Annotated in this window: 11 protein-coding genes; 8 read left to right on the forward strand and 3 right to left on the reverse strand. The window is 60.9% G+C overall.

Annotated features, from left to right (window positions below; all coding sequences use genetic code 11):
• The first annotated feature begins 171 nt into the window (after positions 1-171).
• From rnk to DBR30_RS20440, 4 genes are all read left to right on the forward strand, one after another.
• Positions 172-567 carry a nucleoside diphosphate kinase regulator gene (gene rnk / locus DBR30_RS20425; protein ID WP_005334070.1) on the forward strand — a complete coding sequence of 132 codons (396 nt, stop codon included), beginning with the start codon at positions 172-174 and terminating at the stop codon, positions 565-567.
• 193 nt (positions 568-760) lie between these two features.
• Positions 761-1351 (forward strand): transcriptional regulator UhpA, encoded by a 591-nt coding sequence (gene uhpA, locus DBR30_RS20430; RefSeq protein WP_021231026.1) that lies wholly within the window; start codon positions 761-763, stop codon positions 1349-1351.
• Positions 1348-2868 carry a signal transduction histidine-protein kinase/phosphatase UhpB gene (gene uhpB, locus DBR30_RS20435; protein ID WP_108541491.1) on the forward strand — a complete coding sequence of 507 codons (1521 nt, stop codon included), beginning with the start codon at positions 1348-1350 and terminating at the stop codon, positions 2866-2868. Before uhpA ends, uhpB begins: the two co-directional genes overlap by 4 nt.
• A 21-nt stretch (positions 2869-2889) precedes the next feature.
• Positions 2890-4224, forward strand: coding sequence for an MFS transporter (locus DBR30_RS20440; protein WP_108541490.1), 1335 nt, complete (start codon positions 2890-2892; stop codon positions 4222-4224).
• A 92-nt stretch (positions 4225-4316) separates the two neighbouring features.
• Here the strand turns inward: DBR30_RS20440 and DBR30_RS20445 are convergent, their stop codons facing one another.
• A complete protein-coding gene (locus DBR30_RS20445) occupies positions 4317-5450 on the reverse strand; it encodes a GGDEF domain-containing protein (RefSeq protein ID WP_108539658.1) in 1134 nt (377 codons plus the stop codon).
• 520 nt (positions 5451-5970) lie between these two features.
• Here DBR30_RS20445 and DBR30_RS20450 point away from each other — a divergent pair.
• The 3 genes from DBR30_RS20450 (at position 5971) to DBR30_RS20460 (ending at position 8557) form a co-directional block, all read left to right on the forward strand.
• On the forward strand, positions 5971-6771 hold the full coding sequence (locus DBR30_RS20450) for a transporter substrate-binding domain-containing protein (RefSeq protein WP_005334079.1): 801 nt from the start codon (positions 5971-5973) through the stop codon (positions 6769-6771).
• A 99-nt stretch (positions 6772-6870) separates the two neighbouring features.
• A complete protein-coding gene (locus DBR30_RS20455; protein ID WP_108539660.1) occupies positions 6871-7830 on the forward strand; it encodes an amino acid ABC transporter permease in 960 nt (319 codons plus the stop codon).
• Positions 7814-8557: an amino acid ABC transporter ATP-binding protein gene (locus DBR30_RS20460; protein ID WP_021231032.1), complete on the forward strand. Its 744-nt coding sequence runs from the start codon at positions 7814-7816 to the stop codon at positions 8555-8557. Before DBR30_RS20455 ends, DBR30_RS20460 begins: the two co-directional genes overlap by 17 nt.
• A 107-nt stretch (positions 8558-8664) precedes the next feature.
• Here DBR30_RS20460 and DBR30_RS20465 read toward each other — a convergent pair whose 3' ends face one another.
• Entirely contained in the window at positions 8665-9456 is a 792-nt protein-coding gene (locus tag DBR30_RS20465) for a substrate-binding periplasmic protein (RefSeq protein ID WP_043823446.1), read from the reverse strand.
• A gap of 168 nt (positions 9457-9624) precedes the next feature.
• Here DBR30_RS20465 and DBR30_RS20470 point away from each other — a divergent pair, with 168 nt between their 5' ends.
• The gene (locus DBR30_RS20470; RefSeq protein WP_108539663.1) at positions 9625-10464 is read left to right on the forward strand and encodes a sterol desaturase family protein; all 840 of its coding nucleotides are present in this window, start codon (positions 9625-9627) and stop codon (positions 10462-10464) included.
• Between the two features lie 111 nt (positions 10465-10575).
• On the opposite strand, the gene DBR30_RS20475 is transcribed toward DBR30_RS20470, so the two are convergent.
• Positions 10576-11991, reverse strand: coding sequence for a basic amino acid/polyamine antiporter (locus DBR30_RS20475; protein ID WP_108539666.1), 1416 nt, complete (start codon positions 11989-11991; stop codon positions 10576-10578).
• Between the last annotated feature and the right edge of the window lie 38 nt (positions 11992-12029).

Here is a 12029-nt window from a genome sequence, read left to right on the forward strand (position 1 = left end):
ATTTGCTCACACCCTGCTGAGCCCCCGCCTCGCTCCTTCGGCCGCGAGTCGCTTGGGGGCATGGCATTTTCAATCGATTGAACCTGTTAAATCCATTTTTGTAACACTTTGCGTGATGGCCAACCTGCCCCCGCCGGTATGGGCCTATCCGCTATTGATAAGGAATATCTTATGAAACAACCTCATCTGGTTATCTCCAGCCTTGATCTGGACCGTATCGAACAACTGCTCGGCAACCACCCGCAGCATCTGGCCCTGCAAGAGGAGCTGGACCGCGCCGAGATCCGTGAACCGGCCGACATGCCGCCGGACGTGGTCACCATGAACAGCAAGGTGCGCTTCAAGATGCAGAGCAGCGGCAACGAGTTCTGCCTCACCCTGGTCTATCCGCGCGATGCCAAGGGCGACGAGAGCAACATCTCGGTACTGGCGCCGGTAGGCAGCGCCCTGCTCGGCCTGAAAGTGGGCGACAGCATCGCCTGGCCGGGCCCGGCCGGTCGCACCATCGAGGTCGAAATTCTGGAAGTGGTCTATCAGCCGGAGCGCGCCGGCGAGCTGCACCGCTGAGTCCCCCGGGCTGGTCATCCCTCTGTTGATCAGCCCGCTTGCTCGCCCTTGTCAGCTGATCCCGATCAAGCTTTGCGCACCTTGCCCCCCGGTTTTTAGCCCCTTTTCCTGCTGCTGCTTGAGCCTGACTCGGGGGGCAGGTATCTTGTTGGCCGCGTCATGGTCATGACGCACCGAATTTCAGGCTGACATCATGATAAAAATTGCCCTCATCGACGATCACCAGATCGTCCGATCCGGTTTTGCCCAACTGCTCAATCTGGAGCCCGACCTGCAGGTAGTCGCCGAATTCGGCTCCGCCAGCGACGCCCTTGCCGGCCTGCCCGGCAGCGGGGCGCGGGTCTGCGTCTGCGACATCTCGATGCCCGACCAGTCGGGGCTGGAGCTGCTCAAGCAGCTCCCCTCCGGCTTGGCTGTAGTGATGCTCTCGGTTCACGACAGCCCCGCCCTCATCGAGCAGGCGCTGCAGACCGGCGCCAAGGGATTTCTCTCCAAGCGCTGCAGTCCGGACGAGCTGATCGCTGCCGTGCGTACCGCCGCCCAGGGGGGGTGTTATCTTACGCCGGACATCGCCCAGAAACTGGCCAGCAGCAGCCGGGATCCCCTCACCAATCGGGAGCGGGAGATTGCCCAGTTGCTGGCACAGGGGTTGGAGGTGAAAGCCATCGCCGAACAGCTCGGCCTCTCCCCAAAAACCGTCCACGTCCATCGCGCCAACCTGATGGACAAACTCAAGGTCAGCAACAACGTCGAGCTGGCCCACCGCATGCTGGATAGCTGGTGATCTCCCGTTTTGCCAGCTATGTCGCCATCGCGCTGGCGGCCTGCTTCATCTTTGCCGCCGGCTGGTTTTGCCTCTGGAGCATCAGCCTGCATCTGGCGGGCGGCCCTGCGCTGGCGGTGCTGCTGTTCCCCTTCGGCCTGCGCCTCGGGTTGCTGCTGCAAAGTCCCGGCCACTACTGGCCGCCGCTGTTGCTGTGCGAAGGACTGCTGCTCTACTGGCTCAATCTGGAGGTGGGGCTGCCCCACTGGCCTTGGCTGGTCGCGGGCAGTCTGCTGACCCTGCTACCGCTGCTGATTGCCCGTCGCCAACAGGTGCGCAACGACTGGCAGCAACTGTTGCTGCTGCTCGCCACCGTCACGGCGGCGGCGCTGCTGCAAGCCCTGCTCTGGCATCTGGCGGGGGAAGATGGCCTCTCGGCCCTGCTGCTCAGCCTGACCGGCGGGCTGACGCTGACCTCCACCTGCATGCTGATCTGGCACTACCTCACCCGCGCCACCTGGGTGCCGCTGGGGCCTGCGCTGGTGGATCAACCGGTGGAGTGGCGCTTTCGCCATCTGGTCTGGTATCTGTTGCTGTTCGTATTGAGCCTCTGGCTGCAACTGGGATTGCCCAACTCGCTGGTACGCTTCACCCCGTTTTGTCTGGCCATCCCCATCATCGCCATGGCGTGGCGCTACGGCTGGCAAGGGGCGCTGCTCGCCACCCTGATGAACACCATCGCCCTGCTGGCCAGTCAGGCCTGGCATGATCACCCGCTGGATCTGCTGCTCTCCCTGCTGGCCCAGAGCCTCACCGGCCTGCTGCTGGGTGCCGGGATCCAGCGCCAGCGGGAACTCAATCAGGCGCTGACGCGCCAGCTCGCCCACAATCGCCAGCTCACCGAGCGGCTGCTGGAGACCGAGGAGAGCATCCGCAAGGAGGTGGCGCGCGAGCTGCACGACGATATCGGCCAGACCATCACCGCCATTCGCACCCAGGCCGGCATTGTACGCCGCCTCGCTCCCGATAACACAGGTGTGGGCCAGAGCAGCGCCCTGATCGATACCCTATCGCTCGGCATATACGACGCGGTGCGCGGTCTGCTCGGGCGGTTGCGCCCGCGCCAGCTCGACGACATGACCCTGGAGCAGGCGGTACGGGCACTGCTGCGAGAGCTGGAGCTGGAACGTCACGGCATCGTCACCCGGCTGGAGTGGCAGTTGGCAGATGGAGATCTCTCCGATGCCCAGCGGGTCACCCTGTTTCGGGTCTGTCAGGAGGGGCTCAACAACGTGGTCAAACATGCCAACGCCCACTCGGTCACCATTCGCGCCCGGACCAGCGGCGAGCAGTTGCAACTGGTGCTGGAAGATGATGGCCGCGGTTTGCCGGAAAGCCGCCCGCAACAGGGCTATGGCCTGCTCGGCATTCGCGAGCGGGTACAGGCGCTCGGGGGCAGTCTGCAACTCTCCTGCATCCACGGCACCCAGCTGACGGTCAACCTGCCCAGTCGCAGACGGGAGGAGAGTCATGGCTAATCACCACCAGAGGGCCTGCCTGTGCTGAGTTTTATGAGAAGCGCGCCGCCCCGGCCTCTTATCCGGGATCAGGCCGAGATCGATGCCACCTATCGCCACTGGCGGCTGCACCTACTACTGACCATGTATCTGGGCTACGCGGTCTTCTACTTCACTCGCAAGAGTTTCAACTTCGCCATGCCGGACATGCTGGCGAGCGGCATGCTGGACAAGTCCGACATCGGCATGCTCTGGACTCTGTTCTACATCACCTACGGCTGCTCCAAGTTCTTCTCCGGCATCATCAGTGACCGCGCCAACCCACGCTACTTCATGGGGGTCGGACTGATGGCCACCGGCGTTATCAATATCCTGTTCGGCCTCTCGTCGGCACTCTGGATGTTTGCCGCCCTCTGGGTCGCCAACGCCTTCTTCCAAGGCTGGGGCTGGCCCCCCTGCTCCAAGCTGCTTACCAGCTGGTATTCGCGCACCGAGCGCGGGGTCTGGTGGTCGGCCTGGAACACCGCCCACAACGTCGGCGGCGCGCTCATCCCCCTTATCGTCAGCACCATCGCTCTGCAACATGGCTGGCGCTACGGCATGATAGTGCCCGGCCTTATCGCCATCATCGCGGGGTTGTTCCTCTGCTGGCGACTGCGCGATACCCCGAGTGCCATGGGACTGCCGACAGTAGGCGAGTGGCGCAAGGATGCCATGGAGCTGGCCCAGCAGACTCAGGATGCGGGCCTCTCCCATCGCCAGATCCTGCGCAAATATGTGCTGGGCAACCCCTATATCTGGCTGCTGGCCTGCTGTTACGTACTGGTCTATGTGGTGCGCACCGCCATCAATGACTGGGGCAATCTCTACATGACCGAGCAGCGCGGCTTCAATTTGATGAGCGCCAACTCGGCCATCTCCATGTTCGAGGTGGGGGGCTTTATCGGCGCCCTGGTGGCTGGCTGGGGATCGGACAAGCTGTTCAACGGCAACCGCGGCCCGATGAACCTGATCTTTGCGGTGGGGATCCTGCTGGCGGTGGGGTCGCTCTGGCTAATGCCTTTCTTCAGCTATGTGATGCAGGCGGCCTGCTTCTTTACCATCGGCTTCTTCGTGTTTGGTCCCCAGATGCTGATCGGCATGGCGGCGGCGGAGTGCTCCCACAAAAACGCGGCGGGGGCCGCCACCGGCTTTGTCGGGCTGTTTGCCTACATGGGGGCGGCGCTGTCGGGCTATCCGCTGGCCAAGGTGATGGAGATCTGGCACTGGAACGGCTTCTTCGTGGTGATCTCGGTGGCGGCCGGCGTCTCGGCCCTGCTGCTGCTCCCCTTCCTCAAGGCGCAGGCACCGAGAACGGCTCAAGCGGATTCAGAGTAGCGGATGGCATCTGGCAAGCCAGATCCGGCAAGCAGAAGCAGTCAGGGCGCGGATCATCGCGCCCTGCCTTTATCCCTGAACCTATACCTGCCTCAGGCCGCCTGACAGACCCGGTTCTTCCCTTCCCGCTTGGCCCGATAGAGGGCGTCGTCCGCGCGGCGGAACAGGCTGTCAAAGTGCCACTCCCCCTGCCAGTGAGCAATCCCCATGCTGACGGTGATATGGATCCCCTCCACCTCGCTGGCCGCGAGCTGAACCAGCAGTGACTGACAACGGGCGATCGCCTCGTCTGCGGTGGCATGGCGAAACAGCAACACAAACTCCTCGCCCCCAAAGCGACTGGCCAATACTCCCTCCAGCTCGCGCAGTGCCAACCCGACCCGCTCCAACACCCGATCCCCCACCTCATGACCATGCCGATCGTTGATCTGCTTGAAGTCATCCAGATCGAGCACCACCAGCGCCCCCTGCAGTGCAGGGCGTCCACGGGCCAGACGCTCCATAAAACCACGGCGATTGAACAAGCCGGTCAGCGGATCATGACTGGCCTGATAGCGCAGCTCCAGCGCCCGGTGCTGGTTGCAGAGCAGCAGCACCCCGAAGGTGAGCATGGAGCTACCCACCAGCATGGAGACATAGGGCAACACGTTGAACAGCTGACGCTGGAACGGGCTTTCGATCACCTCGCCCCACACGGTAAACATCCGCATCAGGGTCATGGCGATCAGCACCAGATTGAGGCCAATCAGCACCCAGACCGCCACCTGATAATCGGGTCGGCCGTGACGCCAGAGCTGCCAGATGATGAGTGTACTGAGCACGAGGAAAGTGGCGCTGCTGATCATCACCCGCACCGCAATCCGGCCATCAATGGCAACCGACCAGGTCATGACGGCGGCAAACAGCAGGATGAATCCCCAGCAGACAGGCCAGCCCGGCGATTGACGGAAGAAACAGCGCTGGGCAACCAGCAGCAACGACACATGAAAAATCAGGAAGACATTGCCCACCCAGGAGCCATAGGGAGTAGGTGTAAGCAGCAGGCTGGCAAACCCCGCCTGACCCAGCATGGCAAACAGACTGGACCACCACCAGACCCCGACGCCGGGAATATCGTTGTGGGTAACGCGAATGATGGTAAGAGTGAGGAAACCGAGACAATAGCCACACAAGGCCATGATCATCAAGGTAAAAATATCCAGCTTAAGCAGTAGTGAGGCGTCCATACCAAAGCCATGCAGAGAGGGTAACTGAGTATATGAGAAGCGTTTGCCAAGACCCAGTGCGACTTGATGGTTTTCACAATAAAGCCCGTTCGTTTGCTGACAAACAGAGCAATGCGTGTGATATCCCACCAATGCGTATTCGTATAAGCCCCACAAGAAGCCTCTTACGGAGCCCAATAGCACAATAAGAGCCGCAAGCGGCGCCCTGACTTTGTAACAAAATGTCTTGGGGATAATTTGGGCTTGAACCCACTCAATTAGATAGATATGTTGTTTTCGTGTGATTTTATGAATGAAGCCATGAGCAATAAATGTCTCTAACCTGTTGAGTCTTCTGACACAATCTGTTTTTGGTACATTTTTCACTCAACCACTATTCATAGCATCTCATATGGGGCTTTTGTCCCGCTCAAGACATTCATCCTGTCTTGCCTGTTGCCGGATGCAGCAGTCTCTTGTGCCACGGAGTCGCACGGGATCAGGTTCAAGGCCGAACACACCACCGACAGAGACGTCACTTATGATCAAAAAACTGATTCTTTCTACCCTGCTGTTTTGCGGGATCGCCACGGCGGCCCCGACCCCAGCCCCTACCTCCACCCTGGATGCCGTGCTCGAACGCGGCGTGCTGCGGGTTGGCTTCGATGCGGGCTATCAACCCTTCGAGATGACCAACAAGCAGGGCCAGTACATCGGCTTTGACGTGGATCTCGCCAAGATGGTCGCCAAAGAGATGGGCGTGAAGGTCGAGTTCGTCAACACCGCCTGGGACGGCATCATTCCCGCGCTGCTGACCAACAAGTTCGACGTCATCATGGGCGGCATGACCGTCACTCCCCAGCGCAACCTGCGAGTCAACTTCGCCGATCCTTACATCGTGGTCGGCCAGACCATTGTCCTGCGCAAAGAGAAAGCGGGCGAAATCAAATCCTTCACCGACCTCAACGACCCGAAATACAAGATCGCGGTCAAGCTCGGCACCACCGGCGAGCAGGCAGTCAAGCGCCTGATCCCCAAAGCCACCCTGCTGCAGTTTGAAACCCAGGATGACGCCAAGCTGGAAGTGATCAACGGCAAGGTCGATGCCTTCGTCTATGACCTGCCCTACAACGCCATCTTCGCCTCCCAGAATCAGGGCGCCGTAGTGCACCTCGACAAGCCGTTCACCTTCGAGCCGCTGGCCTGGGCCATCCGCAAAGGGGATCAGGACACCCTCAACTGGTTCAACAACTACCTGCGCCAGATCAAGGGCGATGGCAGCTACGACCGTCTCTACAAGAAGTGGTTCGAATCCAACGCCTGGCTGAACCAGCTCAAATAACCTCCGGGGGGCGGCACATGCCGCCCCTGCACCACGCAGCTCCCCACACAATAACGAGAAGAGGTTGTGACTGTGCACACACCCAAACCGACAAGACAGATGGAAAAACAGCCCAATCAGCTACTCTGGCATGGGGTTTTCCTGCTGATGCTGCTGGTTGCCGTATTCGGCATCTACAAGGCTGTCCAGTCAGTGGATTACACCTGGCGCTGGGAACGTATTCCCCAATACATCGCCTATCAGGCGGAGCAGAAGAATCTGGCCGAATTTGACGGCACCGTGATGGCGGGTACCAGCGAGGCCGAGAAGGGCAAGCTGTTCCTGCAAGACGATCTCGACCCCAATGTGCGGCAAGCCATCGCCAGTACCGGCGTACAAGTCGCCGAAGGGGATACCGTTTTTCGTGGCGATACCCTCGACACCCAACTGAGCTGGACCGCAGGCCCCATCGCCTGGGGCGTCTGGGTCACCGTCAAGCTCTCGCTGGTAGCAGGCATCTTCGCCATCCTGCTCGGCACCCTGGCCGGGCTGGCGCGCCTCTCCCCCAATCCGGCCCTGCGCAATCTGGCCATCACCTATGTGGAGCTGATCCGCGGCACACCGCTGCTGGTGCAAATCTTTATCGTCTACTTCTTTATTGGCACCGTGCTGAACCTCGACCGCTTCACCGCCGGGGTCGCCGCGCTGGCGGTCTTTACCGGTGCCTATGTGGCGGAGATCGTCCGCGCCGGCATCAGCTCCATTCACAAGGGGCAGATGGAGGCGGGTCGCAGCCTGGGTATGACCTCGGCCCAGACCATGCGTTATGTCATCCTGCCGCAGGCGTTCAAGCGGGTGCTGCCACCGCTGGCAGGCCAGTTCATCAACCTGATCAAGGACTCCTCGCTGGTCTCGGTCATCTCCATCACCGACCTGACCAAGGCGGGGCGCGAAGTGGTGAGCTCCACCTTCAGCCCGTTCGAGGTATGGTTCACCGTGGCCCTGCTCTATCTGGTGCTGACCGGCACCCTCTCTTTCCTGGTACGCCGTCTCGAGGTGAAATATGCGAAAAGCAACTGATCCCATCATCAAAGCGACCGGCGTAGAGAAGTTCTACGGTAGCGAAGTGCACGCCCTGAAAAATGTCAGCACCGAGGTGGCCGAAGGGGAAGTGGTGGTGATCGTCGGCCCCAGCGGCTCGGGCAAGTCCACCTTCCTGCGCACCCTCAACCAGCTGGAGACCATCAACGACGGCAACATAGTAGTCGACGGCATCAGCCTGACCGAGCCGGGCGATGTCAACAAGCTGCGGGAAGAGGTGGGCATGGTGTTCCAGTCCTTCAACCTCTTTCCCCACCTGACGGTGCTGGATAATATCTGCCTCGCTCCGCAGAAGGTGCGTGGCCTGTCGCGCCGTGAGGCCGAAGACAGAGCCAAGGCGCTGCTGCTGAAAGTGGGGCTGTCGGTGAAAGCGGCCAGCTATCCCTCCCAACTCTCCGGCGGTCAGCAACAGCGGGTGGCCATTGCCCGGGCACTCGCCATGCAGCCGCGCATCATGCTCTTCGACGAGCCCACCAGTGCGCTCGACCCCGAGATGGTGGGGGAAGTGCTGGATGTGATGAAGGGGCTGGCTCGCGAGGGGATGACCATGGTGGTGGTGACCCACGAGATGGGCTTTGCCCGGGAAGTGGCGGATCGGGTGCTCTTTATGGAAAGTGGCGAACTGCTGGTGGATGAAAAACCCGCTGACTTCTTCGACAATCCTCCCTCCCCGCGTCTGCGCCAGTTCCTGAGTCAGGTGCTGTAGCCAACACGCTCTGCTGGATAAACGAAGAGGGACCGCAAGGTCCCTCTTCTTGTGCGTCACGCTGAGCAGGCTTAACCCAGCTGAACCCGAGTGCCCCTCTCATCGGCTCAGCGCGGGGACTTTCCCAGATAGCGCTCCACGATCACTTTCACCCCGTCACGTTTTTTGAGCTGATAGAGCTCCTTGTCAAACTGGTCGATAAAGGCCTGTTTGTAGGGGTACTCCCCCTTGCGGCTGTATCCGAGAAACCCCTGCTCCTTGCTGAGCACCGGCCCCTGTTTGAGCAGGGACATATCGGCCACCGCCAGCTGATCGGCCTTTATCATGTTGAGCAACTCATAGAGCAGGGAGAGGCGATCATTGATGGTGCAATCGACCCGGCCGCGGACAATCTTGAGCAGGTTCTCCCGATTGCTTTTCACCTCCTCCACGTCGATCTGCTTCTCTTTTACCGCCTGCCAAAAGGCATCGCCGCCGACGGCAAAACCGGCGTTCATGCCAAAGCGTAAACCATGATAGTCGAGCGGAAAGCTGGCCTGCGGGGTATTGGCCGCCACACTGGCGCCGCACATCACCACCAGCTCTTCATCCAGCATCGGCTGGGAGTAGGGCCACATATAAGGCCGGGTATCGGGCATGTAGTAGGGTGGAAAGATGGCGAAGGCGGTCCCCTGTTCCACCATGCTCAGACCGCGCCGCCACGGCATAGGCTTGAGCACCACCTCATAGTCAGGCATAGCAGAGGTCACCTCGCGGATGATGTCGGCATAGATCCCCCTGACCTCCTCCCCCTCCTGCCAGGAGTAGGGGGGATAGGCGGCATCCGCCAGGATCTCGACCCGGGTCTTGGCGTGCGCCATCATGCACAACCCCAGCAACAAGCAACACCAGACGCGCATAAGCCAGCACCTCCTGAAAAAGCCTGCATCAAGCATAGCCATCCGCCGCGCCTTCCTCTGCTGCCGCGCCATATTTCATGCCATCTCTTCGTTGGCAGAAAAATGTTAATGAAATATTAAAGCCATCCTTTATGCTGGAGAGCAATTGCTCTGAATGGATGGCCGAATATGGATGTGCAACTGCTTTTGCTCTACCTCTCCCCGGTTTTTCTGGCCTTTGTCGGCTGGGAGATGCTCTACCTGCGCAAACATGGCGCGGCCTTTCCCACCGCCACCTACCAGTGGCGGGATCTGTTCGCCAACGCCACGCTGGCCCTGATGCACCAGGGGGGCGACGCGCTGGCGGCCATCGCCATTGCTTATCTGTATGACACCCTCTGGGGCTGGCGGTTGTTCGATATCGAGCTGAATCTTTGGAGTGTGCTACTGCTGTTTCTGTTGCAGGATCTCTGCTACTGGCTGTTCCACTTCACCAGCCACCATGTTCGCTGGCTGTGGGCCTCCCACGTGGTGCACCACAGCTCGGAGCGCCTCAACCTCTCCACCGCCTTTCGCCAGAGCCTGATGTACCCGATCTCCGGCATGTGGCTGTTCTGGATCCCGATGATTGTCATCGGCTTCCCGCCTGAGGCGGTGGTCGCCACCGTGCTGCTGAGTCTGGGCTTCCAGTTCTTCGTCCACACCCAGGTGGTGGGCAAACTCGGCTGGCTTGAGTGGGTCTTCAACACCCCCTCCCACCACAGGGTGCACCATGCCAGCAACGCCAAGTACATAGACCGCAACTTCGCCGGGGTGCTGATCATCTGGGATCGGCTGCTTGGTACCTTTGTCGAGGAAGATCCTGCCGAGCCGTGTCGCTTTGGCATCACCAAGCCGATCCACAGCTTCAATCCCCTCACCCTCACCTTCCACGAGTGGCGCGACATGCTGCATGACGCCCGTGGCTTGCCGTGGCGACAAAAACTCGCCGTGCTGTTTGGCAAACCGGCCGGACCTGCCAGCCGCTAGGCCTTCGCCCCGAACAGCAACTCCCGGATAGCAAGCCCCTGATAACCAGTCCCTGATAACAAGAGAGCGCCACGGTGGCGCTCTCTTTTATGGTCAACCATATCTTCGGTGTCAGAGATGGGCGAACGACCAGACGGCGGGGATCAGGCTCAGCAAGGTCACTCCGGCCAACAGCCGCTCGCGGCCACTCAGGCAAAGATCTGCGCCCAACTGACGACGGCTGTAGAGAAACAGCAGCAGACCCGGCCCGTAGAGCAGCAAGGAGAGCAGCAGATACTCCACCCCGGCGGCATAGAGCAGCCAGAAACCGTAACCGCTCGACACCAGCGCCACCGCCCGCATCAGACCGCGGCCCTGCCCGCTCTCCCCCTTCCTGCTGAACGAAAGCTTGAGCAAGAACAGGCCGATCAGCAGGTAGGGCACCAAAATCATCGAGGTAGAGATAAGCAGCAGGCTGGTGTAGCCCTTGTCGAGCAGCCACACCAGCAGCAGGCAAGTCTGCACCGTCAGGCTGGTGAGCCAGAGCGATGCGATAGGCGTCCCGTTGCGGTTCTGGTGCTGGAAGATGGCGGGAAACGCACCGTGTCGGGCCGCGCTGAAGGGCACCTCCGCCGAGAAAAGGGTCCAGCTCACGTAGGAGGCAAGCACCGAGACGATCAGGCCGACGCTGATGAGCAGTTTGCCCCATGAGCCGGTCATCTGGGCCATCAGCCCTGCCATGGAGGGGTTGGGCAGCGCCGCCAGCTCGGGTCGGCTCAATATTCCGAGCGCCAGCACCGAGATAAGCACATAGAGCAGCAGCGCCAATAGCACCCCAAGCACGGTGGCCGTGCCCACATCCCGCCGGTTTCTGGCGCGGGCCGACAACACCGCGGCTCCCTCGATACCGGTGAAGACCCAGAGAGTGAGCAGCATGGTATTGCGCACCTGCTCGGAAACCGGCACCGCCAGGCTACTGCCCTGCTGATCCGCCGCGAAGGTGACCGGATCGAACAAGTAGCAGGCAAACAGGATAAACAGCAGCAGCGGCAGGCTCTTGGCCAGGGTCGCCACCAGATTGAACAGCGCCGCCTGCTGCACGCCGCGGGCCACCAGCAGGTGCACCGCCCAGAGGATGCAGGACTCGCCAACAAACGCCGCCAGCGTGTTGCCGTCACCAAACCAGATCTGCTCCGGCGTATCGATAAAGCTGCCCAGCGCCGCAAAGGCGATGACCAGATAGCCCACCACGCCGATGGTGGCACAGAGCCAATAACCCCAGGCGGAGAAGAATCCCACCAGCTCGCCAAAACCGGCGCGGGCATAGCTGTAGATACCGCCGTCGAGATCCGGCCTGAGTCGCGACAGATAGAGAAAACTCATGGCGAGCGCCAGGATGCCCACACCCGTCACGCCCCAGCCGATCAGCACGGCGCGGGCGCCAGCCACCTCGGCCATGTTCTGGGGCAGGCTAAAAATTCCCGCCCCCACCATGGAGCTGAACACCAGCGCGGTGAGTGACCAGAGCCCAATCTTGCTCTCTTTCATGGAAGCTCCTTAGCGCAACCGGCGGCTCAGCGCCTGAA

It is taken from the genome of Aeromonas sp. HMWF017, assembly GCF_003061465.1.
Taxonomy (GTDB): domain Bacteria; phylum Pseudomonadota; class Gammaproteobacteria; order Enterobacterales; family Aeromonadaceae; genus Aeromonas; species Aeromonas veronii.

Coding starts and splice junctions, on each gene's coding strand:
- rnk (WP_005334070.1), top strand. CDS start 172: ATGAAACAACCTCATCTGGTTATCTCCAGCCTTGATCTGGACCGTATC.
- uhpA (WP_021231026.1), top strand. CDS start 761: ATGATAAAAATTGCCCTCATCGACGATCACCAGATCGTCCGATCCGGT.
- DBR30_RS20445 (WP_108539658.1), bottom strand. CDS start 5,450: ATGGACGCCTCACTACTGCTTAAGCTGGATATTTTTACCTTGATGATC.
- DBR30_RS20450 (WP_005334079.1), top strand. CDS start 5,971: ATGATCAAAAAACTGATTCTTTCTACCCTGCTGTTTTGCGGGATCGCC.
- DBR30_RS20455 (WP_108539660.1), top strand. CDS start 6,871: ATGGAAAAACAGCCCAATCAGCTACTCTGGCATGGGGTTTTCCTGCTG.
- DBR30_RS20460 (WP_021231032.1), top strand. CDS start 7,814: ATGCGAAAAGCAACTGATCCCATCATCAAAGCGACCGGCGTAGAGAAG.
- DBR30_RS20465 (WP_043823446.1), bottom strand. CDS start 9,456: ATGCGCGTCTGGTGTTGCTTGTTGCTGGGGTTGTGCATGATGGCGCAC.
- DBR30_RS20470 (WP_108539663.1), top strand. CDS start 9,625: ATGGATGTGCAACTGCTTTTGCTCTACCTCTCCCCGGTTTTTCTGGCC.
- DBR30_RS20475 (WP_108539666.1), bottom strand. CDS start 11,991: ATGAAAGAGAGCAAGATTGGGCTCTGGTCACTCACCGCGCTGGTGTTC.